A 22,240-nucleotide genomic window follows, 5' to 3' on the forward strand; every position below is an offset into this window, starting at 1 on the left:
CAAGCTGACTGCGCAGCGCCAGGCTTGAAGCGCGCATAAGTTCGCGTGTCTGGGCGTCTCCGGAACTCATCGTCAAGGCGATCTGCTGGCCCTGGAGCCTGATCTGTGCGTCGATCTCGCCAAGATTGGGCAGAGTCAGGTGTACCCGCGTCGTCCACTTTGGGGCTGTCTCTTCGTTCTCCAGGTCCGGACGAGCGGCATCCTCATCGATTTCCCAGCGCATATCCTGACCCGGCCAGACCTGCCCCTGCCAGGAAAAGTTTTGTGTCGCCAAAGCTTCCAGTTGCTGCTGCACGAGGAGATGTGCTTGCGGGGCGACCAGTTGTGCTGGCGCTTGGGCTGGCGATAGGGTTGCGCTCGTCTTGCCGCCATCGACGGTGCTGCCCTGTGTTTGCGCAAGGTCGGCGGCAAGGCGTGATGCTGCCGGTGGCATACCAGCGTTCGGCACCGCGGCTTTCGGCTGTGCCGTGCTGGCCTGCTCTTCAACAGAGGCTGAGGCGAACGCTGCGGGTGAAGACAGCTTGCCCTGCGGTTCCTGGAGCAGTGCCGCTTTCGTAAAACGGCCTTCGACCCATTCCGCCTGATGCGATTCGTAGAACATGCCACTTTGTACGATGGCTTGTTTGAGCAATGGCAGCAAGTTCTGTGCATTGGTGGGTGCGTTGCTGATCGGCTGATTTGCGTTAAGAGGCAGCGCCTGCTGGCTGCCTTTGGCGTCGCGGGCTGCGGAAAAAAGCGTGCCGATCAACTGGCCGGTTCGACTCAGCGTGGCTGAAGCCGATTCGGTCGTTGGCTTGCCACCTTCGCCTTCCCGTCGTGAGGCAACGGCCAGCGTCAGTTTGCCGTCGGACTCGGTGACCTGGAGTTCGAGTGCATCGCCGCCTTTGGCAGAAAAGGGCAAGGCCAGCGTAATGCTGCGCTGGTTGATCAGGGCGCGATACGTTCCATTGGGCAGCAGGGACTGAATCTCGGCCATGATCTTCTGACCGGCGACAAGTCCGGGAAGCTTGTCGGCAATCTCCTGCGACGGAGCGACCGGACGCAGTGCCGGGTCGGCGGAAACCTGCATGCGGCTGGTGACGTCGGCGGGGATCATTTCATGTCCCTAGGATGTGGGTTCGCGCAGCAGAACACCCAGAGCCTTGTGCTGCGCTTCCATGAGAGGCAGGGTTTTTGCGTCCAGTTGCTGGCAGCGTTCAATGATCGTCCGCGCGTGTGCTTGTTCATCGGGAGGCAGCGTTGCACCCAGGTCAGCAGGCAACTGGCCCACGAGTACGCCGCGTTCTTCGCCGATCTCTACCAGCGTTTCCCATTCTTGCGCTACTGCCGCGCCGGCCATGGCTTCGGAAAGCTTAAGAAAATTCTCCAGCGTATCTAGTGTCCGGCTCATGCCACCGCTTGTTGTTCGGGGGCGATGCCCCTCCAGGCGGAATGAATCTCTTCGAGCAAGCCGGAGACTTCTTCCAGTGCCTTCAAGTCGTTTTTTGTATTGGCATTGAGCAGTCGCAGCACCATGTAGTCGTAGAGGGCTTCGAGACGGATGGCCAATTCGCCCCCTTTTTCTAGATCCAGGCTTGCCTTGAGGCCGTTGCTGATGATGTCGATGACCTTGGAAATTGACTCACCCTTGGTGGCGATCTGATGTTGTTGCATGGCAAGTCGAGCGGTGCCAATTGCCGCCTGCGCTCCAGAAAACAACAGGAGTATCAACCCGTGCGGGTCAGAAGCCTCGACGGCTACATCCAAGCCGACTTTTCGATACGCTGAAATTGCGTTACGTTGATTGCCTAGCATCCAAAGCCCCTAAACATTACGTGCTGCTGATAGTCGGTAGGTTGGCGAGCTGTTGCGTCAGGAAACTGCTGGTCTGGGATAAGCCCGATATCAGTGTGTCCAGTGCGGTGAACTGTCTGCGATAACGGGCTTCAATCTGCGTAAGCCGTTTTGCAACGACTTCTTCCTGTTGGGTAATGCTCTTGATCGACGCATTGAGGCCGTCGGTGCGGGCGCTGAGGGTTCCGCCAGTGCCGATCAAACCGTCGGTGGTCGTTTTAAATGCGCTGCCATAGGCGGCGACCAGATTGGCCACGCCGTTAATATCGCTGCTGATCAGCGATGAAAGTTTGCTCGAATCGACAGCCAGTGTGCCGTCTTTCTTCAGGCTGACGCCAATGTCCGAAAGCCTTTGCAAGGCTTCACCATCAACTTCAGAAGGTATGGTCCCAATCAGCGTGCGCAACTGGTTTTGTGCCGAGCGCAGGGTGCTGTCGCCATTGAGCGTGCCGGCCACCTTGGTGGCCGCGTTGTAGCTACCCAACGTGGTGGCTGTGGCGTTGAAGTCGTTATACGCCTTGACAAAGGCATTGACTGCCGTGGAGAGGCTGGACGTGTCGCGTGTCACGGTGAGCGTGGTCGAACCGGCCTTCAGCAGATTCAGCGTGACGCCGCTGATCGTCGAGGAAAGCGTGTTGCTGGCGCTGGTAACCGGGATGCCGTTGATGTCCAGCGTGGCGCTGCCTGCCACCACGGATTCCGTCCAGCCATTATTTGGCCCCGTGCCCGTATAGTCGAATGGACCGCCAGCCCAACCTGTGCCGCTGCCGACGTCGCTACCAGTGATGGTGATGGTATTGGCGCTGCCCGTATCGTTTGCCGTCAGCACCAGATGTTCCGTCGTGCCGTCATTGATGATGCTGGCGCTGATGCCCGATGCGGCGTTATTGATCGCCGTGCTCACGTCGGCCAAAGTGGAACCGGCGGCAATGTTTACATTGACGGCCGCCTCTGTGCCTACCTGGATGCTGAGCGTGCCCGCGTCGGCCGGAACGGTGATGCCCGACTTACGAATCTGTTGCGCGCTGGCCAGCACGATGTTGCTCAAGCTGTACGAACCGGCAACCGCGCCAGAAGACGTTGTGGCCGTTGCAATCGACGTGTCGGCCAGTGTCGCATTGAATGCGCTGAATTTTTGTAATGCTGTAGTCCCTGTGGTGGGTACCAGTGCAGTAGCGGTGGTTTGCAGGGCCGAGATCGCACCTTTTAACGATCCGAGCGCGGTGATTTTTGTCTGATACGCGGCTTCCTTTGCTTTCAACAACGTCAGCGGGCGCTGCTCAATCGACATGAGCTGAGACACGATGCTGTTCACATCAAGGTTCGAGCCTAGGCCGGGCGAAGAAATTGCCATGATGTTCTCCTACATACCTCTGCGTGAGGAGCAGATAGACCAACCCTCACGCCAATTTGTCAATGCGAGGCGTTCAGGCTTTTTGATTGAACAATAAGCCCTTAATACTATCAAGCGCCTTGGCAATAGCAATCATTTCTTCGGAAGGGATTTGACGGATCACTTCCCCGCTTTCGCTGTCGACGACTTTGACCACCACTCGGTGGATATCCTTATTGACGCTGAATTCAAGTTTGCCGTTAAAGGGTTGTATGTATTCCCGAACGCTGTTAACCGCTGCTTGCACTTGTTCTTGACTGATGGGTTGCGCAGGCGGCGTGGGCACAACAGACGCGGCGGCACGCGGTACGACGCTGGCTTCAGGGTTATTTTGAAGCGTTGGTGAAGCACTGATTGACTGGATGCTCATGTGACACTCCTCCTTCATACGGCGTCGGGGCGCGATAGCATCGCCGCTACCACGCCCCAGTATTGCCGCTTGCTATGGATGCCCGCTTAGCCGCGGAGCAGCGCGAGTACGCCGGCCGGCAGTGAGTTGGCTTGTGCCAGAATTGCCGTACCGGCCTGTTGCAGAATTTGACCCCGAGTCAGAGCCGCAGTTTCCTGAGCAAAGTCGGCGTCCTCAATACGGCTGCGTGATGCCGAGAGGTTCTCCCCAGTTGTCTGCAAGCTCGTGACCGCAGAGGCGAAGCGATTCTGGTAGGCGCCAAGGCTAGCACGCGAGGTGTTAACGGTGCTTAGGGCGGCATCGATGATCGACAGGGCTGCGGTGGCGCCAGCGGCGGTCGTCAAATCCAGCGAGGACACGCCAGCACCGACCGTAGCCGTTGCCGCAGTTAACCCAATGGCGCCGCCGATAGCGGCTGTCTGCGTGCCGCCAAGGGTGATGCCTGCGGAAGAGCTGGACGACAAGTTGATCGACGAATGGGTTACCGCAGCGCTAAGGCCGCTGTCGCCGGTCGTGGTGACCGCAACCTGGATGTTGCGGCCGTCGGCAGCGGCGAGCGTATAGACTGCTCCCGAGGCGGTTGCCGTGACCCCGGTCTGTGCGCTTACCGCGTTGATGGCTGCGGCCATTTCCGACGCGGCTACAGTTGCGTTGGCCGAGAGGGCCACGGCGCCAGCGGTGCCGAGCAAGACACCATTGATCGCCGCACCGACTGTATCTGCTCCTACCGCCGTAGCCGTAACGGCCAGCGAGGTGGCGTCAACGGTTGCCGTGACGTTGGTCGAGCCTTGTACCGCGTTGATGGCTGCCGCTTTGGCAATTGCACTCGAAGTCGCTTCACTCGACGAGACACCGTCGGAACTCGACGCGCCAACGTTGATTCCGTTGATTACCAGACCACCGGTGGTCAATGCAGTACTCGTTGTTGCCGTGAGCGCGTTAAGGGTTGTCGAATAGCTCGATCCAGAGCCAACTCCCAGCGAATTGGAGCGGGCACTCGAGATTGACGTGATCGCGATTGTCTCGCCGGCGTTGGCGCCGACCTGGAAAGTCTGTGCTGTAAACGTTCCGTCGAGCAGTTTGACGCCATTGAACGCTGAAGTACCTGCGACGCGATCAATTTCGGCGATCAACTGGCTCGCTTCGTTATTCAGCGCAGCACGATCCGAAGCGCTATTAGAGGCGTTGGCGGCCTGAACACTCAGCTCACGAATGCGTTGCAGGTTAACGGTTACTTGTCCGAGGTCCCCTTCGGCCGTCTGTGCCAAAGAGATCGCGTCATTCGCATTTCGCGCCGCCTGATTTACACCGTTTATCTGCGAGGTGAAGCGAGCGGCGATCGCCAGACCGGCAGCGTCGTCCTTGGCGCTGTTGATGCGCAAACCGGAAGAAAGGCGTTGCAGCGCAGTCGTTAACGAGTTTTGCGACGTGTTCAGGTTGCGCTGTGCATTGAGTGATGCGATGTTGGTGTTGATGTATTGGGCCATTTTGTATCTCCTGATCTAAATTGTCTCTGGGTTCCCGTTTACTTGCCTCGCAGCGTTCTGCCGGCCCATCCTTCGTTGTGAATTGATAACTTACGACTTCATTTACGACCGGTTTGAGGAATACTTTAGAAGTTTCTTCCAGCAGGCCGCGTAAGCCTGTAACGGCTATTCTCGCGAGGGCTTGAGGGGTATCGCGGGCGAACGAAGTCGGGGGTAGGGCGGAAGGAGGGGCTACCGTGCGGCGCAAGGCGCGACGGTCGATCGAGCGATAAGCTGCCGTCGTGATCTACACGCTCTAGATGTGGTGGAGTTGGGTACTCAGCGTACGCCAAAGATTGCGGGGTGTGGCATCACGGCATCGCATCGTATTGATGCCGGAGGGTTGTTGATTGTTGACTGCCTGGGGAAAGCAGTTCGGAGTGCAGTGTTTCTTGTGGTCAGCCTTGGGGAACGGTTTCGGCAAATGCCGGGCGCAGCATCAGTTTGGCGTACAGGCGGGCAAGGTTGGGATGCTTTTCGCCCCAGGTGATCTCCGGGAAGCGGAAAGCGAGGTAGCCAAGCGCGCACCCGGTGGCGATGTCGGCCAACGTGAAGTGCGTGTTTGTACACCAGCCATTTTCGCCCAGATGTTCAGACATGTAATCGATGCTGCGGTTGATTTTGCTTTCCTGTCGGGCGATCCAGTCGGCTCCTTGCTCTTTGGCAGGGCGCTTCTTTTCCAGAAATATCAGCGCTGCGGCATCGCACAAGCCGTCGGCGAGCGCTTCCCAGCGCTTGACTTCCGTACGTTCACGATTCTGTGCGGGCATCAATTTGTTGTTCGGAGCGACGTTGTCAAGGTATTCGGCGATGACCCGTGAATCGAAGAGAACCGTCTCATCGTCCAGCACCAGCACCGGAATTTTTCCCAGGGGGTTGATATTGGGAACATTCGTTTCGGGCGTCCACGGGGAGTCCAGCGCGAAATCGTATTCGATTTTCTTTTCGGCCAGAACGATGCGCACCTTGCGAACAAAGGGGCTGGTCAGTGATCCGATAAGCTTCATTGGCTTCCCGCGGGTGAATAATTTGACCGGATTATAGCATCTCCACTTCGATCAATTTACCGGAGTTTTACCGGGCGGGTAAAATAGCGCGCTTACCGTAAAGGATGCGTTCAATGACTTTCAATGCCCTCACGTCGCTTTCACCACTCGATGGCCGCTATGCCGGCAAGGTCGATGCATTGCGCGCACAGTTCTCGGAATTTGGCCTGATACATCGTCGTCTGCAAGTCGAAATCGGCTGGCTCAAGGCATTGGCTGCGGAGCCGCATTTTGCCGAGATTCCGGCTTTTTCTCCGGAAACCGTGGCGATGCTCGATCAGCTGGTTGCGCGCTTCGAACCGCAACAGGCCGCCGAGATCAAGGCGATCGAGGCGGTCACCAACCACGACGTCAAGGCGCTCGAATACTGGATCAAGCAGCAGTTGGCGAACAACTCCGAGGTCATGCAGGTTTCGGAGTTCATCCACTTTGCCTGCACTTCCGAGGATATCAACAATCTCTCGCACGCCCTGATGCTCAAGGCGGCACGCGACCAGACGATGCTGCCGATGCTCGACAGGGTGGTGGCGTTCCTTCGGAAACTCGCGCACGAACATGCGGATGTGGCGATGATGGCGCGGACGCATGGGCAGCCCGCGACGCCAACCACGCTCGGCAAGGAAATGGCCAACGTCGTGCATCGCCTCGAACGTGGCCGCTCGCGCATCGCCGGAGTCAGTCTGCTCGGCAAGATCAATGGCGCGGTCGGCAACTACAACGCCCACCTTGCGGCCTATCCAGGCTACGACTGGGAGAGTTTCGGCAGGCGTTTTGTCGAAAGCCTGGGGCTTGAATTCAATCCCTACACGATTCAGATCGAGCCGCACGACGCCATGGCCGAACTGTTCGATGCCTTTGCTCGCGTCAACGCCGTCATGCTCGATCTGGATCGGGATCTCTGGGGCTATATCTCGCTGGGTTTCTTCAAGCAGAAGCTAAAGGCTGGTGAGGTCGGTTCTTCGACCATGCCGCACAAGGTCAATCCGATCGACTTCGAAAATTCCGAAGGCAACCTTGGGCTGGCCAACGCGCTGCTTGGACACCTTTCCGAAAAGCTGCCTGTTTCGCGCTGGCAACGCGATCTGACCGATTCCACGGTGTTGCGCAATATGGGTGTGGCCCTGGGTTATACCTTGCTGGCGTATGATTCGCTGCTGCGCGGACTGAACAAGCTCGAAGTCAATCCCGACTGTCTGCGTGACGATCTCGATGCCAACTGGGAGCTTCTCGCCGAACCGATCCAGACCGTGATGCGTCGTTACGGCGTCGCCAATCCCTATGAACGACTCAAGGAACTGACTCGCGGCAACCGCATTTCCCGCGAGGGCATTCAGGCCTTTGTGCAAGCGCTGGACATCCCACAGACGGCGCGAGACGAACTGCTCAGGTTGACGCCATGGGACTACACGGGGAAGGCGGCCGAACTGGCGAGGAGGATCTGATGGTCGATATTCCGCATAAGGTCATGGTCTGCCCGGGCTGCGCGCGAGAGGTGCCTTCTGGCGCGCCCTATTGTCCTTACTGTTGCGGAGAGGACGGCCGGGAGGGTGCGCTCAAGCGCGGCGGCTTCATCGGCGGGATTTTCGGACTGATGGCGGGCGGTCTTGCCGCCTCCGTGTGGTTTGCGTTCATCGGTCCCGAGCATGCGACCTGGAATGCGACGCTCGGCATGGTATTTGGCGGCGTGATTGCCGGGCTGGTTCTGGGACTGATTCATCAACGGAAAAGATAGGCTCGAAGCCCCTCTCCCCTTGCGGGAGAGGGGTTGGGGAGAGGGGTGATGGAACAGCGCGCATTTGCCAGACACTTGCGACACCACATGACCGAGAGCGAAACCAGGTTGTGGCGGCACTTGCGGGCGCATCGGCTGGGTGGTGAGAAATTCAGACGCCAGCAACCCATTGGTCCTTATGTGGTGGATTTTGTGCATTTTGGCGCACGGCTGATCATAGAGGCTGATGGTGGCCAGCATGGCGGAGCGCCACGCGATGAACGTCGGGATGCCTGGCTGCATGCGCAAGGATTCAAAGTGATGCGCTTTTGGAATAACGAAATCATGAGCAATCTGGACGGCGTTTTGGCGACTGTTATGGCCGAGGTCGCTGCATTACCCCTCTCCCCAACCCCTCTCCCGCAAGGGGAGAGGGGTGAATGCGCCGGAGAAACGGATCAGCAGCACATCGCCCCAACCCCTCTCCCGCAAGGGGAGAGGGGTGAATGCGCTTGCTCGTCCAACACTCTCATTTGTGCCCAACAAACCCAAGGAGCTGGATAGGTGTCTCAATTTGCTGCAAATCTAAAGAAACTGCCGGGAATTTCGCACCTGGCGGCGCTCAACCTGCTCGATGCCGAGGGCCGTGTGCTCGTTGCCATCGAGAACAAGGCCGGTAGCCAGGGGTCGCTGGCGGTCTACAACCATCTGGCGCAGACTTTTGGCGCGATTACACCGGACGCGGCTAGAAAGGGACTCGAACTTTTTGCCGAACATACCGAGGATGCCCGCATCAATCCGGGTAAGCATCCCAATATCGACCGGTTGCTCGGTCTGATCGAGAGCAAGGAAACCTTACGCATCAAGCACGTTTTTGCGGTTTGAACGAGACCTTGCTGTGGGATTCAGACGACCGCACCGTCGTCGTTGGCGCCCTCGATCTGCTTCTTCGGTTTGACGAAATTTCCGCGCGACACGCCCAGCCACATGACCAGCGGGCTGGCGACGAGTACCGACGAGTAGATGCCGAAGCAAATGCCGATCGTCAGCGCCAGTGCGAAGTAGTACAGCGTCTCGCCGCCGAAGAGCAACATCGACAGCACCATCAGTTGGGTGCTGCCATGGGTGATGATGGTGCGCGAGATGGTACTGGTGATGGCGTGGTCAAGCACCTGGGGAGTGGTCAGGCCACGCACTTTCTTAAAAGTTTCGCGAACCCGGTCAAAGACAACGACCGATTCGTTGACCGAGTAGCCGAGCACCGCGAGAACAGCCGCCAGCACGGAAAGTGAAAACTCCCACTGGAAGAAGGCGAAGAAGCCGAGGATGATGACGACATCGTGCAGGTTGGCGATGATTGCCGACACCGAAAAGCGCCACTCGAAGCGCAGAGCCAAATAGATCACGATCCCGATAATAACCAGCAGCAACGCTAGCGCACCGTTTTCGGCGAGTTCCTTGCCGACCTGCGGTCCGACAAATTCGACGCGGCGCAAGGTGGCGCCAGGGGCCTCCGCGTCAAGCGCAGACATTACCGCCTCGCCGATCTTGGCCGTGTTCTGATCGGCCTTGAGCGGAAGGCGAATCATGACATCCCGGCTGGAGCCAAAATTCTGCACGGTAGTATCGTTATAGCCCGCCTTGCCGAGCCCTGCGCGAATCTGTTCCAGATTGGCGGCTTGTGCGTAGTTAACCTCGATCAGCGTGCCGCCCGTAAATTCGACGGACAGATGCAGGCCGTTGTAGAACAGGAAGAAAACCGAAAACAGGAAGGTGAGCAGCGAAATGACGTTGAACACCAGCGCATAACGCATGAACGGAATGTCTTTTTTGATGCGGAAAAATTCCATGAGTTCACCGTGAGGGGTTAGGAGAGAGGGGTGAGGAGAAAACCGTCACAACTTCTTCCTTGTTGCGTTGATCAGTCCGCCCAGCAGCTTGAAGACGGTATCGATTTGAATTTTGAGTCTGTCCCAATCGCCTGGAAAACCGAGTTCCCGGGCAAGAATTTGTTGCGTGTCGAGTTCCGAGAGCGAGCCGCGTGCGACGTGAAGGAAATGCATCAGCTCCTTGGTCGTTGCTCGAGCTGCACCTTCCGCGATGTTGGAAGGCACGGATACGGCCGCTCGCCGCATCTGTGCCGTCAAGCCATATTGCTCTATGCGCGGGAATTCGGCGGTGAGGGCATAAACGCATTTCGCCAGCGACATGGCTTCTTGCCACGCCAGCAAATCCTGATGCTTGCGTGTTGCCATGGCTACTCCTCACCCCTCACGCCTCTTTCCTCACGAATTTGAACCCGGTTTCCAGATCTGGCCGATGGCTAGCGACTCAAGCTTCCGGCGGCGCCCGTAGATCAGATTGATCAAGGCTCGTGAAACGACCACTGCGGAGAACAGGGATGTCAGGATGCCCAGACAGTGCACAACGGCAAAGCCGCGTACCGGGCCGGAACCGAAAATCAGCAGCGCAATGCCGGCGATCAGTGTCGTGATGTTCGAGTCGAGAATCGTGTCGAAGGCGCGTTCGTAGCCGGTATGGATGGCGTGCTGCGGGGTCGAGCCATTGCGCAGTTCTTCGCGAATGCGCTCGTTGATCAGTACGTTGGCGTCGATGGCCATGCCCAGAGCCAGAGCGATGGCGGCAATGCCCGGCAGGGTCAACGTGGCCTGTAGCAGCGAGAGCAAGGCAACCAGGAAAAGCAGGTTGGAGGCCAGGGCAATCACCGAAACCAGACCGAACAGCAGGTAGTAGGCAATCATGAAGACCGCGATGCCGGCGAAGCCCCACATCGTCGAATTGAAACCCTTTTCAATGTTTTCAGCGCCCAGGCTGGGACCGATGGTGCGTTCTTCGATGATCTCCATTGGTGCCGCGAGCGAACCGGAACGCAACAGCAGCGCTGTATCGTTGGCTTCCATGGTGCTCATGCTGCCGGAAATCTGTACGCGTCCGCCGCCGATTTCCGTACGGATGACGGGTGCCGTAACGACTTCACCCTTGCCTTTTTCAATGAGCAGGATGGCCATGCGCTTGCCCACGTTTTCGCGTGTGATATCCCTGAAAATGCGCGATCCGGCCGAGTCCAGGTTCAGGTGCACCGCCGCTTCCTGGGTTTGGCTGTCGAAGCCTGGCTGGGCGTCCGTCAGACGGTCGCCGGTCAATACCACTTGTTTCTTGACCAGCAACGGCCTGCCGCCGCGTTCTACGTAAAGTTCGGTGCCGAAAGGCACCTGCCCGGCCATCGCGGCTTCCAGCGCACCGGGGGTGTCGTCGACCATGCGGATTTCCAGCGTCGCAGTGCGCCCCAGAATATCCTTGGCCTTGGCCGTGTCCTGTACCCCAGGCAACTGGACCACGATGCGGTCGGCGCCCTGTTGCGCGATCACCGGCTCGGCGACGCCGAGCTCATTGATCCGGTTGTGCAGGGTGCCCATGTTCTGCTTGATGGCGAATTCCTGGATGCGCTTCATCGCAGCCGGCGAAAGCGTGGCGACCAGCTTGAGGTCCGTGCCCTCACCCTGATCGGCAAGCAACAGATCGGGCTGACTGTCTTCCACTGCCAGGCGCCCCTTGTTGCGGGTTTCCTCGTCGCGGAAGCGGATGACCAGACGTTCGCCTTCTCGGTTGATGCCGCCGTGACGAATGGTTTTGTCGCGCAACTGGCTGCGCAGGTCGGCGCTAAGCGAATCGAGACGCTTGGTCAGCGCCCCTTTCATGTCGACCTGGAGGAGGAAGTGCACGCCACCGCGCAGGTCGAGGCCCAGGTACATCGGCAATGCACCCATACGGGTCAGCCACTGCGGCGAACTCGAAAGCAGATTCAGTGCAACGACGTACTGCGGGTCAGTGGGGTCGGGGTTGAACTGCTTTTCGAGCAGATCCCTGGCCTTGAGCTGGGTATCCGTGTCTTTCAGGCGAACCTTGACGCCGTTGGTGTCGAGGAAGATGCCAAAGTTTTCGACACTCGCTTCCTTGAGTGTGCTCTCGACGCGTTCCAGTGTCTTGATATCGACCTTGATCGTGGCTTTGGCGCTGGACACCTGCACCGCCGGCGACTCGCCAAAGAAGTTCGGCAAGGTATAGATAAAGCCGAACACCAGCGCGAAGCCGACGATGATGTATTTCCACAGCGGATAGCGGTTCATAGGGGCGGAGAGGAGTCAGGAGTTGGGAGTTGGATTGCGGAGCGGAGGGTTTTCTCCGCACTATTCACACCTCACGCCTCACAGGCTTTTCAGCGTGCCTTTGGGCAGAACCAGGGTAATGGCCGGCTTCTGCATCTGGATTTCAACGTTGTCGGAAATTGCCATCGTGACGAAGTCCTCGCCAACTTTTGTGATGCGGCCAGCGATACCGCCCTGAGTAACGACTTCATCACCCTTGCCCAGCGCATCAAGCAGGGCTTTGTGCTCCTTGGCTTTCTTCATTTGCGGCCGGATCATCAGGAAGTAGAGCACGCCGAACATCAGAATGATCGGCAGGAACTGCATGACATTGTCCAACGGGCCGGCGGCGGCAGCCGTTTGAGCGTAAGCGTTGCTGATCAGCACATGAATCTCCTTGGAAGACGAAAACGTGAAAGCGTCAGAAAATTAGCGCGCTATTGTATCACTCCGCCCCGATCGCTGCGCCCGGCATGGAAACGGGCGACAGTTCCGGCAAGTTCCCCGGTGCCAATGGCCTTGCGCAGCTCGCCCATCAAGGTCTGGTAGTAATGCAGGTTGTGCAGGGTGTTGAGCTGTGCGCCGAGGATTTCGCCAACGCGATGCAGGTGGTGCATTCGCAGCCCTCGTCAAGTGGGCGCGGGTCATTCTTGTGCTGGGCATTCTTGATCTTGATGTCGCCGCAGCGGGTGAACAGATGGCCGTTGCGGGCGTTTCGCGTCGGCATCACGCAATCGAACATGTCGATTCCGGTGAGTACGGCAGCCACCAGGTCTTCCGGCGTGCCGACGCCCATCAGATATCGCGGCTTGTTCTGCGGCAGGCGTGGTGCAGTGTGTGCGAGGATGCGGGCCATTTCGTCTTTCGGTTCGCCAACCGAGAGTCCGCCGATGGCAAAGCCGTCAAAGCCGATATTCTCAAGTCCGCTCAGGGATTCGTCGCGCAGCTCCTCGTACATGCCGCCCTGCACAATGCCGAACAGGGCGTTGCCATTGGCGAGGTGGTCGTGTGCATCGCGTGAGCGTTGCGCCCAGCGCAGCGAGAGGCGCATCGAATCGGCCGCTTCGTCGATGCTGGCGGGGTAGGGTGTGCATTCGTCGAAGATCATGACGATGTCGGAATTGAGTACGTGCTGAATCCGTATCGACTCCTCAGGCGTCAGGAACAGCTTGTCGCCGTTGATCGGCGACGAAAACCTGACCCCTTCCTCGCCGATCTTGCGCAGTGCGCCCAGCGAGAAAACCTGAAACCCCCCCGAGTCGGTGAGGATCGGCTTGTCCCAACCCATGAACCGGTGCAGGCCGCCGTGCGCGGCGATGACCTCCAGGCCGGGTCGCAACCACAAGTGGAAGGTGTTGCCGAGACAGATTTGTGCGCCGACCTCGTTCAGGTCTCGCGGTGTCATGGCCTTGACTGTGCCGTAAGTGCCCACTGGCATGAACACGGGCGTGTCGACGACGCCGTGCGTCAGCATCAGGCGACCGCGCCGGGCGTCACCATCCGCGGCGAGAAGTTCAAATTGCATTGTTTGCATTTTCGTGCGAATTTTCGTCCAATTTTTCGAGAAGCATGGCGTCACCATAACTGAAGAAACGATACCGTTCGGCTATGGCATGACGGTAGGCGGCGCGGATGATATCAGTACCCGCGAACGCCGAGACGAGCATGAGCAGCGTCGATTTTGGCAAATGGAAGTTGGTGATCAGCCGGTCTACAACCCGGAAGCGGTAACCCGGCGTGATGAAAATATCGGTTTCGGCCGCTCCGGCCTGCAGTTCGCCGCCTTGTTTCCCGTTCTGAGCTGCGGCTTCAAGCGCGCGCAGGCTGGTGGTGCCGACGGCGATGACGCGGCCGCCACGTGCGCGGGTGCGGGCGATGGCGTCGACCGTAGCTTGCGGAATTTCAAAACGTTCTGTATGCATGTGGTGCTCGGCGAGGTTGTTGACTCGTACCGGCTGAAAGGTGCCGGCACCCACGTGCAGGGTCAGCCAGGCGAGTTCCGCACCGCGTTCGCCGAGTTGTGCCAGCGTCGCGTGATCGAAGTGCAGGCCGGCCGTCGGTGCCGCCACGGCGCCCGCATGGCGGGCAAACAAGGTCTGGTAGCGCGTTTCGTCTTCAGGCCCGGCTGCGTGGGTGATGTAGGGTGGCAGCGGCAGATGGCCATACTGCTCTACCAATTCGAAAAGGTCGCCATCGCCCACCAATTCGAGGGCGAAAAATTCGGATTGCTCTCCGGTGCGGCCGGTAACCGTAAGGACAATCGCGTTTTCGAGAACGATTCGGCTTCCCGACTTTGGCGATTTACTGGCGCGAATCTGTGCGACGGCACGGTCGCGATCGACAATTCGCTCGATCATTACCTCGATCCGGCCGCCACTTTCCTTTTGACCGAGGAGCCGAGCCCTGATGACCTTGGTATCGTTGAAAACCAGCAGGTCGCCGGGTTCTACGAGTTGAGGCAGCTCCGCAAACTGCCGGTCATGTTGCGCATCACCCGCCATATGTAGCAAGCGGCTCGCCGAGCGCTCCGGCGTCGGATGCTGGGCAATCAGTTCGGGCGGCAGGGAAAAGTCGAAGTCGTCGAGTGTCAGCATGCGTAAAATTGTCTGCAGGGCGGCTTGTCGGTCAGTGATGAATCAAGGATAATTCCGCCTCCTTCGGTTCGTCTCAAGCGAACCCGGGCCGGGATGGCGGAATTGGTAGACGCAGCGGACTCAAAATCCGCCGGTGGTAACACTGTGGGGGTTCGATTCCCCCTCCCGGCACCATATAACGATTCAAAGCAGTCCAAAATGTTCCGAAGTTATCCATTCGTGCTGGGGCTTTTTAATCAGGGCACCAGCTTGTAGCCTCCACAAAAGCAAAGGCCCCACCTTACGGCAGGGCCCAGACACTACGCTGGATTGCAATCTCCGGTGCGTAGCGGCCTCCGAAGAGGACTTGTGCCCGATGCCGAAACAGAGCGGGTACAGGCAAACTATAGGTTACCTAGAGGTAATCAGTCAAGGCGGACAGGCCAAGGCCATGCAGCATGCAGTGCTGGATTTTTAGCAAGTCGGCTTTGTCGATCACGCGTGTATCGTAAATGCGTTTCCCGCTTCCATCCTTGGTCCCGAATGGAAGGAACAGCCTGTCGAACGATACGGTGTAGACCATATCGGCCTTAACCCAGTGAAAAGCCGCGTTGTAGGGTGCTGGAAGCACAGGAACTACGTGCAGTTTGAAGTGATAGGCAGCAACCTCTTTCGGTGGCGTGGTGCTCAACGGCACAACTGTACAGAGACCGTGACGCTTACGCAGTCGTGGAGATACAACAACAACCGGTCGACGCTTGATCATTTCCGGCTGTAAGAACCCTTTGAAGTCACAGATCAGGATTGTCCCTTGCTCGGGGTTGAATTGAATTCCCATTACTTGCCCTTGTTCTTCAGCAGGCTGTGATCAATCTTGAACCCCTCCCGTACCACCTGCTCCTGGGGGTGCAATTGGGGGTATATTTTGGCTTTTTCAAAACTCGACTTCTGTAGCTGCAATGGATAGCGGAAACTATTCGATTCCCCCTCCCGCACCATCAGTAGCTCATAATAATCCGTAACGATTCTTTAAGCCCGCAGGTTGTTTTGGAATACGAAAAATAAAGCACGTCAAGCGCGTGCCGCGACTCGCATCCAGAAGTATCCATGCTCAACCGCGAAGAAAGAACAGCGCTGTCATGATCAACCCGGTAGCGACGATACTGGCACGCAACACAGGCGCGGGTATCCGCCGCGCAATCCGCGCACCGAAATAACCTCCCGCAGTGGCTGCAATCATCATCACCAATGCTTGCGGCCAGGCAACGACACCGCCCCAGGCGTAAATCCCGACGGCAATCGCGGTCAGCAATGCCGAAACGACGTTCTTGATGCCATTCATCGCGTTCAGACTGGTTTGGCCGAGCAGGCCGAACAGCGCCAGCAGCAGGATGCCGAGTCCACCATTGAAGTAGCCGCCATAGATGGATACGGCCAGCAAGCCTGCAGCCGATTTCTTGGCGGAGGCGTGGCCGGTTTGATGATTCTTCAGTTTGCTCAGCAGCATCGGGCCGACGGCGAAGAGTATCGTTGCCGCGAGCAACAGCCAGGGCACGATCCTACTGAAGGTGCGGTCGTCGGTCAGCAGCAGCAGGGTGGCGCCAGTCGCGCCGCCGATCAGACTCAGGGCGGTCAGTGCGCGTAGCGACAATCCGGGCGGTGCTTCCAGGTCTTCACGAAACCCCCAGGCTCCGGACGCATAGCCGGGCAACAGGGCCACGGTGCCGGTGGCATTCGCCGTAACCGTTGGCATGCCGGTAAAGACCAGCGCCGGGAGCGTCAGAAAACTGCCGCCGCCGGCGACCGCATTCAATGCGCCGGCAGCGAAGGCGGCGGTGAGCAACAGGATGAGGTTGAAAGGGTCGCTCAGCATTGGGTGCGAATGTCGGAAGATCTGAGTTGTGGGCCAACTTATGCCAAAGGGCTCGCAGGTTCGGCGGGTGGGCTAACGTAGGCAGAAATGTCCACCTCGTCGATCTGTTCGGGTCGCATGAAACGCGCGGCATAGTCGCGATAGATACCGGAGCGCAGGAACAGATCGAACAGGTCGGGGTCGATGTGCTGATCCTTCTTCATGAACGACATGATCTTTATCGCTTCCGACAGCGTCTTTCCCTTCTTGTAAGGGCGGTCAACAGCAGTCAGCGCCTCGAAGATGTCCGCAATCGCCATCATGCGCGCCAGCGGGCTCATTTCCTCGCGGTGCAGTCGTTTTGGATAGCCGGTGCCGTCCATCTTTTCGTGGTGGCCTGCGGCAATTTCCGGAACCTCTCGCAGGTGTTTGGGGAATGGAAGTTCGGAGAGCATGATCAAGGTCTGGACGATATGCTCGTTGATCTTGTAGCGCTCCTCCTCGGACAGTGTGCCGCGGGCGACGCTGAGGTTATACAGCTCGCCCTTGTTGTAGAGCAGCTCGGGAACGGGCATTTTGAATCCCCACCTGTTGTTTTCCGGCATCCTGTCCTGCGCTTGCCGTTCCAGGCGATGTTCGGGCTTGTCGGCCAGTAGCGGCTCCAGAACCGGAAGATCAGGCGCCGGGGAGCGTTCCTTGCGTTCCTTCTCCTCATGGGAAATGCCGATCCGGTCATCGAGGGTGCGCAGCCATGTGCGTTCAGCGATTGATCTGAGACGCTCTTGCTTGTCGGGGGCCATGAACTCGCCGCCCTCGTTGCAGCTTGCGACAAAGGCGAAGTCATCGTCGAGTCGCGCCAGTTCGGCTGAAAGCTTTTCGCGGGCCGACGCTTCAGATTTGCCGGCGGCAATTGCCTTGAGGCAGGCGATTTCGGCGTCACGTTTGAGCACTTCAAAGCGCATGCGAATTTCATGAACGCGATCGTAAAGTGTTTCGAGTTTGGTCGCCTTGTCGACAACGTATTCCGGGGTCGTCACCTTGCCGCAATCGTGCAGCCATGCGGCGACGTGGACCGCTTCCCACTCGTCCTCGTTCAGACTGAAATCCTTGAACAGACCGCTGGTTTGGTCGCAAGCGGCGCGTGCCAGCATCTTGGTGAGCTCCGGAACGCGGGCGCAGTGTCCTCCGGTATAAGCGCTCTTGGCGTCGATGGCGCCAGCGATCAGTTGGATCAGGGCCTCAAAAAGCAGCTTCTGGGCACGAATCAGCGCCTTGGCTTCCAGCGAGACGGCGGCGGAACCGGAGAGGGCACCGATGAAACTGAGTCGTGCATCATCCGTTTCACCGTTGCGCAACAGCACCATGGCGCCGACCAGATGTTGCTGGCGATTGAGCAGTGGCACCGCAATGGCGTGGCTTGCGCCGCTGGCTTTTACCGCATCGACCAAACCCAGGGCGTCGATGTCCGCTTCAGCGATACGCGCCGACCGGGCCGTTCGGGTCTGAATGGCGGCGTGCAACAGTGGGCTGCCGGTGATCGAATCGGGTCGCGGCGCGCTGGGCGGCAATTCGCTTCCATCCGACAGGAGTCCCGTCGCGGGCAATAAAACATCGTTGTCGGTCAGGTAGAGCACTCCCGCATCGGCATCGGCGGCAGAAATGGTTTCGGTCAGGAGTCGCGGCAACAGTCGGTCGAAATTGTTTTCCGCCGCGACGGCCATGCTGATGTCCAGGAATCGGCGAATCGTGCGTTTCATGCTGTCCATGGTCAGCGCCAGTTCGCTGACTTCAAGAACCGGTGAGTCGACGGTGACCGGCTTAGAGAATTCAAAATGGCGGATCGCGTCGGCTTCGCCCGCCAGTTTTCGCAAGGGCCCGGATATGGCGCGCGCCAGGCTCCAGGTGATCGGTATCGCCAGAGCAATGACGAGTGCCATGGCGACGAACAACTGGCGCATCAGCGTATGGGCGGCGGCCATCAATTCGACTTCGGGAATCGCGCTGATCAGGAAGAGCGGGGCGGCGCCTTCCAGCTTGAGCGGGCTGACCGTCACGTACCATGTCTCGCCGTCGACCTCCAGCGTCCGGGTTTGCATCATTTCGTCATTCGCGCCTTGAATCAGCGGAGACAGTTGTGCAAGGACGGGAGCGCCAAAATCGGAGAGCGTTGCCAGAACCGGCCGGCCATCGGCAGTGGGCGGCAGGCGGATCACCTTTGCATTGTCCTCATGAGCCAGGATCTGGCCCGTGCGGTTGACCAGTACCGTGTGCGTTCCCGGCGTCACTTTTTGTTTCGCCATGGTCTGGTCGAGCGTTGCCAGAAGGATGTCCGCGCCGACTACGGCGCTCGTCGCACCGGCCCGGTTGGCGAGCGTCGTTCCGACCTGCTTGTTGGTGTAAAAGAGATAGGGCGGGGTCTTGATCTGCCCGGAGGTCGTCATTGCCGTCTTGTACCAGTCCCGCGTCCGTGGATCGTAGCTGGTCGCATAATCCGGGCGCTCGTCGCTGCGCAGGGTGGCCAGGGACGAATCCAGGAAGATGAAGCGGCCGCGCGGCGCAGTCCGTTCATGATCGATGCTTTGCACGACATAGGCGGTTTGCTCCGGCGCGTCGTAGTGCTTGCGCTCGTCGCCATTCCAGATCCGTCGGACCAGAAAAAAGTCGCCATTGCCGTATCCGACATACAGGGACGAGAGTTCGGGGGAATTGCTCAAGGCTTCGCGGATGAAGCCGAGATTCTCAAGCCGTTGATCCAGCGATTCGGCCCGGGTGATTTCGTCCATGCTCATCAGCCGGGTTGCCATTTCGGCCGGACCGATGAGGTTGGTGAATTCGCGCAAAGTCTCGCGTCCGATGCGCGTGCTCATTGCGTCGGCCGTCGATTTGAGAATGTCCCGACTGATCGTATAACCGATGCCACCAATCACGCCGCCGACAATCAGCAACAGCGCCAGAAATAGCGTCGAGATGTGAACATGAAGAGGAAAGCGGCGTTTCATGGCGACGGCTCCAATCAGTCTGGAATAGACATGTTACGCGCTAACAGTTCGCACGCACAGCGACGCATGAATCATGCGAAATGGATCGATCATGGCCCTGTGCAGGGCAGTGCGATGCTGTGCCAATACAGGAAATCTACCGCATCGACGGGCCACAGTTTGGTAGAATGGCGGGCTTCATTTCACACCAAATCACAGGGAGCCTGTCGTGAACATTGTCTGCCTCGACCTTGAGGGAGTTCTTGTCCCGGAAATCTGGATAGGCTTTGCCGAGCGTACCGGAATTCCGGAGTTTCGCCGCACGACGCGCGATGAGCCGAACTACGACACGCTGATGCGTTACCGGCTCGACCTTCTGGCCAGGAACAAACTGGGTTTGCCGGATATCCAGAAGGTGGTCTGTGAGATGGGCCCGATGCAGGGCGCACGCGAGTTTCTGGACAAGCTGCGCGAGGAATACGAAGTCATCATTCTTTCGGACACCTTCTACGAATTTGCCCATCCGCTGATGCGCCAACTGGCCTGGCCGACGCTGTTTTGCCACAGCCTTGAAACCGACGCCAACGGCATGGTGGTCGACTACCATCTGCGCATGCCCGAACAGAAGCGCGAAGCCGTCAAGCGTTTCAAGGAAATGAATTTCACCGTGGTTGCCGCGGGCGATTCGTACAACGACACGGCGATGCTTGGCGAAGCCCACGCCGGGATTCTCTTCCACCCGCCGGAAAACGTGATCCGTGAATTCCCGCAATATCCGGTGACGCAGAACTATAACGAGCTGCGTGCGGAGATCGACAAGGCTTTCGCCCGCGCGGCCGGGTAGGCAGACAGCATGCATTCCAAACGCTTCTATACGCTGTCCGCCTCCTGCCCGGACCGCATCGGCATTATCGCCCGCGTTTCCGGCTTCATCGCCGAGCACAAGGGCTGGATTCTCGAATCGCGCTATCACGCCGACGAAGGCAACGGCACGGGTGACGATTCCGGACGCTACTTCATGCGTATCGAGGTACGGGCGGATTCGCTGCCATTCCATCTCGCCGAATTCCGCGAGCGCTTTCGCCCGATCGCCGAGGAGCTGTCGATGAACTGGAAGATCAGCGATTCGGCGGTCAGGAAGCGTGTCGTGATTATGGTCAGCAAGCAGGAACACTGCCTCTACGACCTGCTCGCCCGCTGGCAATCAAAGGAGTTGGACATCGAGATTCCGTGCATCATCTCGAACCACGATACCTTCAAGGGTTTCGTCGAATGGCACGGCATTCCCTTTCTTCACGTGCCCGTGAATCCGGACAACAAGCAGGCGGCCTACGCCGAAGTGCAGCGATTGTTCGAGGAAGTCAAAGGCGAGACGATGGTGCTGGCGCGCTACATGCAAATCATCTCGCCGGAACTGTGTGCAAAATATGCCGGACAGATCATCAACATCCACCACTCCTTCCTGCCCAGCTTCGTCGGCGCCCGGCCCTACCATCAGGCGTATCAGCGCGGCGTCAAGCTGATCGGCGCAACCTGCCACTATGTGACCAGCGAGCTCGATCAGGGGCCGATCATCGAGCAGGACGTCATCCGCATCGACCACTCCGATTCGGTCGATGACATGGTGCGCTACGGCAAGGACATCGAAAAAGCCGTACTCGCCCGCGGCCTGCGCTACCACCTGGAAGACCGTGTGCTGGTGCACGGCAACAAGACGGTGGTCTTTCGTTGATTGAAGAAGCGAACCACCAAGGCACAAAGAGCACAAAGTTTCACCAAGGCATTTCACTGAGTTTCTTGGTGCCTCTTGGTGAACTTGGTGACTTGGTGGTTCGCCGTTCGCTTTCTTTTCATTCACTCTCATGATCACTCTCAAAAACATCACTCTGCGCCGTAGCGCCAAGGTGGTACTCGATAGCGCGTCCGTGACGCTCAACCCCGGTGAAAAAGTCGGCCTGGTCGGGCGCAATGGCGCCGGCAAGTCGACGCTGTTTGCCTTGATCAACGGCAATTTGCATGAAGATGCCGGCGACTTCAGCATGCCGTCACAATGGCGTATGGCGCAGGTGGCGCAGGAGATGCCTGAAACCACGCAGTCGGCCACCGATTTCGTCATCGAAGGCGATTCGGCCTTGCTCGCCGCGCAGAGCGAGGTGCATGCCGCCGAAGCCGCAGACGATGGCGAACGCATGGCGCATGCCTACATGGCGCTGCACGACGCCGGCGCACATGACGCGCAGGCGCGGGCTCAGGCGCTGATTCTCGGGCTCGGCTTCAAGACCACCGAGCTGAACAATCCGGTCGACAGCTTCTCCGGCGGCTGGCGCATGCGTTTGCAATTGGCGCGTGCGCTGATGTGTCCTTCCGATTTGCTGCTGCTCGACGAACCGACCAACCACCTCGATCTCGACGCACTGGTCTGGCTCGAAGCCTGGCTCAAGCGCTACGAGGGAACCATGGTCGTCATCAGCCACGACCGCGAATTTCTTGATTCCGTCACCTCGGTGACGCTGCATGTCGAGAACGGAAAACTCACTCGCTACGGTGGCAACTACAGTACCTTTGAAGATACGCGCGCGCAGCAGCTTGAGTTACAGCAGAACGCCTACGTCAAGCAGCAGGACAAGATCACCCACTTGCAGAAGTTCATCACGCGCTTCAAGGCCAAGGCCACCAAAGCCAAGCAGGCTCAAAGCCGGGTCAAGGCGCTGGAACGCATGGAGCGTCTGGCGCCGGTGCTGGCCAGTGCCGAC

At 58.6% G+C, this 22,240-nt stretch carries 22 protein-coding genes, 1 tRNA gene and 1 pseudogene; 8 read left to right on the top strand and 16 right to left on the bottom strand.

All coding sequences use genetic code 11. The features are described from left to right. The 7 genes from fliK to PROAA_RS02935 form a co-directional block, all read right to left on the bottom strand. The coding region (fliK, locus tag PROAA_RS02905) for a flagellar hook-length control protein FliK (RefSeq protein WP_186409893.1) at positions 1-1,096 on the bottom strand (1,096 nt) is incomplete at its 3' end. A gap of 9 nt (positions 1,097-1,105) precedes the next feature. After that, positions 1,106-1,390, bottom strand: a complete 285-nt coding sequence (locus tag PROAA_RS02910) for a flagellar protein FliT (RefSeq protein WP_186409894.1) — start codon at positions 1,388-1,390, stop codon at positions 1,106-1,108. Continuing rightward, positions 1,387-1,794 carry a flagellar export chaperone FliS gene (gene fliS, locus PROAA_RS02915; RefSeq protein WP_186409895.1) on the bottom strand — a complete coding sequence of 136 codons (408 nt, stop codon included), beginning with the start codon at positions 1,792-1,794 and terminating at the stop codon, positions 1,387-1,389. Before fliS ends, PROAA_RS02910 begins: the two co-directional genes overlap by 4 nt. A 16-nt stretch (positions 1,795-1,810) precedes the next feature. Continuing rightward, positions 1,811-3,187 (bottom strand): flagellar filament capping protein FliD, encoded by a 1,377-nt coding sequence (fliD, locus tag PROAA_RS02920; protein ID WP_186409896.1) that lies wholly within the window; start codon positions 3,185-3,187, stop codon positions 1,811-1,813. 73 nt (positions 3,188-3,260) lie between these two features. Continuing rightward, positions 3,261-3,596 (bottom strand): flagellar protein FlaG, encoded by a 336-nt coding sequence (locus PROAA_RS02925; RefSeq protein WP_245664133.1) that lies wholly within the window; start codon positions 3,594-3,596, stop codon positions 3,261-3,263. 86 nt (positions 3,597-3,682) lie between these two features. Then, positions 3,683-5,122, bottom strand: a complete 1,440-nt coding sequence (locus PROAA_RS02930) for a flagellin N-terminal helical domain-containing protein (protein ID WP_186409898.1) — start codon at positions 5,120-5,122, stop codon at positions 3,683-3,685. Between the two features lie 437 nt (positions 5,123-5,559). Next, a complete protein-coding gene (locus PROAA_RS02935) occupies positions 5,560-6,168 on the bottom strand; it encodes a glutathione S-transferase (RefSeq protein WP_186409899.1) in 609 nt (202 codons plus the stop codon). Between the two features lie 113 nt (positions 6,169-6,281). On the opposite strand from PROAA_RS02935, the gene purB reads away from it, so the two are divergent. From purB to PROAA_RS02955, 4 genes are read left to right on the top strand one after another with little or no spacing between them, the layout of a single operon-like run. Then, on the top strand, positions 6,282-7,649 hold the full coding sequence (gene purB, locus PROAA_RS02940) for an adenylosuccinate lyase (protein ID WP_186409900.1): 1,368 nt from the start codon (positions 6,282-6,284) through the stop codon (positions 7,647-7,649). Next, a complete protein-coding gene (locus tag PROAA_RS02945) occupies positions 7,604-7,939 on the top strand; it encodes a hypothetical protein (protein ID WP_186409901.1) in 336 nt (111 codons plus the stop codon). The genes purB and PROAA_RS02945 overlap by 46 nt, the downstream gene beginning before the upstream one ends. Before the next feature lie 48 nt (positions 7,940-7,987). Continuing rightward, positions 7,988-8,482, top strand: a complete 495-nt coding sequence (locus PROAA_RS02950) for an endonuclease domain-containing protein (RefSeq protein ID WP_186409902.1) — start codon at positions 7,988-7,990, stop codon at positions 8,480-8,482. Next, on the top strand, positions 8,483-8,803 hold the full coding sequence (locus tag PROAA_RS02955; protein WP_186409903.1) for a DUF2322 family protein: 321 nt from the start codon (positions 8,483-8,485) through the stop codon (positions 8,801-8,803). Between the two features lie 20 nt (positions 8,804-8,823). Here PROAA_RS02955 and secF read toward each other — a convergent pair whose 3' ends face one another. The 6 genes and pseudogenes from secF to queA form a co-directional block, all read right to left on the bottom strand. After that, on the bottom strand, positions 8,824-9,768 hold the full coding sequence (gene secF / locus PROAA_RS02960) for a protein translocase subunit SecF (protein WP_186409904.1): 945 nt from the start codon (positions 9,766-9,768) through the stop codon (positions 8,824-8,826). Between the two features lie 45 nt (positions 9,769-9,813). Then, entirely contained in the window at positions 9,814-10,173 is a 360-nt protein-coding gene (locus PROAA_RS02965; RefSeq protein WP_186409905.1) for a four helix bundle protein, read from the bottom strand. Positions 10,174-10,203: 30 nt separating this feature from the next. Then, a complete protein-coding gene (secD, locus tag PROAA_RS02970; protein WP_186409906.1) occupies positions 10,204-12,066 on the bottom strand; it encodes a protein translocase subunit SecD in 1,863 nt (620 codons plus the stop codon). 78 nt (positions 12,067-12,144) lie between these two features. Further along, positions 12,145-12,471, bottom strand: a complete 327-nt coding sequence (gene yajC, locus PROAA_RS02975; RefSeq protein WP_186409907.1) for a preprotein translocase subunit YajC — start codon at positions 12,469-12,471, stop codon at positions 12,145-12,147. 50 nt (positions 12,472-12,521) lie between these two features. Continuing rightward, positions 12,522-13,666: pseudogene (tgt, locus tag PROAA_RS02980) on the bottom strand (tRNA guanosine(34) transglycosylase Tgt). After that, positions 13,599-14,678 carry a tRNA preQ1(34) S-adenosylmethionine ribosyltransferase-isomerase QueA gene (gene queA / locus PROAA_RS02985; RefSeq protein WP_186409908.1) on the bottom strand — a complete coding sequence of 360 codons (1,080 nt, stop codon included), beginning with the start codon at positions 14,676-14,678 and terminating at the stop codon, positions 13,599-13,601. The pseudogene tgt and the gene queA overlap by 68 nt, the downstream one beginning before the upstream one ends. Positions 14,679-14,765: 87 nt before the next feature. Here queA and PROAA_RS02990 point away from each other — a divergent pair. Then, positions 14,766-14,852, top strand: a tRNA-Leu gene (locus PROAA_RS02990). Between the two features lie 220 nt (positions 14,853-15,072). Here PROAA_RS02990 and PROAA_RS02995 read toward each other — a convergent pair. From PROAA_RS02995 to PROAA_RS03005, 3 genes are all read right to left on the bottom strand, one after another. Continuing rightward, on the bottom strand, positions 15,073-15,495 hold the full coding sequence (locus PROAA_RS02995; protein ID WP_186409909.1) for a type II toxin-antitoxin system PemK/MazF family toxin: 423 nt from the start codon (positions 15,493-15,495) through the stop codon (positions 15,073-15,075). Positions 15,496-15,768: 273 nt separating this feature from the next. Continuing rightward, entirely contained in the window at positions 15,769-16,530 is a 762-nt protein-coding gene (locus tag PROAA_RS03000) for a sulfite exporter TauE/SafE family protein (protein ID WP_186409910.1), read from the bottom strand. Between the two features lie 38 nt (positions 16,531-16,568). Then, on the bottom strand, positions 16,569-19,508 hold the full coding sequence (locus PROAA_RS03005; RefSeq protein ID WP_186409911.1) for an HD domain-containing phosphohydrolase: 2,940 nt from the start codon (positions 19,506-19,508) through the stop codon (positions 16,569-16,571). 208 nt (positions 19,509-19,716) lie between these two features. Here PROAA_RS03005 and thrH point away from each other — a divergent pair, with 208 nt between their 5' ends. The 3 genes from thrH to PROAA_RS03020 all read left to right on the top strand — a co-directional run. Then, on the top strand, positions 19,717-20,331 hold the full coding sequence (gene thrH / locus PROAA_RS03010; protein ID WP_186409912.1) for a bifunctional phosphoserine phosphatase/homoserine phosphotransferase ThrH: 615 nt from the start codon (positions 19,717-19,719) through the stop codon (positions 20,329-20,331). 9 nt (positions 20,332-20,340) lie between these two features. Beyond that, positions 20,341-21,219, top strand: coding sequence for a formyltetrahydrofolate deformylase (purU, locus tag PROAA_RS03015; RefSeq protein WP_186409913.1), 879 nt, complete (start codon positions 20,341-20,343; stop codon positions 21,217-21,219). A gap of 130 nt (positions 21,220-21,349) precedes the next feature. After that, positions 21,350-22,240, top strand: an 891-nt coding sequence (locus tag PROAA_RS03020) for an ABC-F family ATP-binding cassette domain-containing protein (RefSeq protein WP_186409914.1), incomplete at its 3' end; no start/stop codon positions are given.

The organism is Candidatus Propionivibrio aalborgensis (genome assembly GCF_900089945.1).
GTDB lineage: Bacteria > Pseudomonadota > Gammaproteobacteria > Burkholderiales > Rhodocyclaceae > Propionivibrio > Propionivibrio aalborgensis.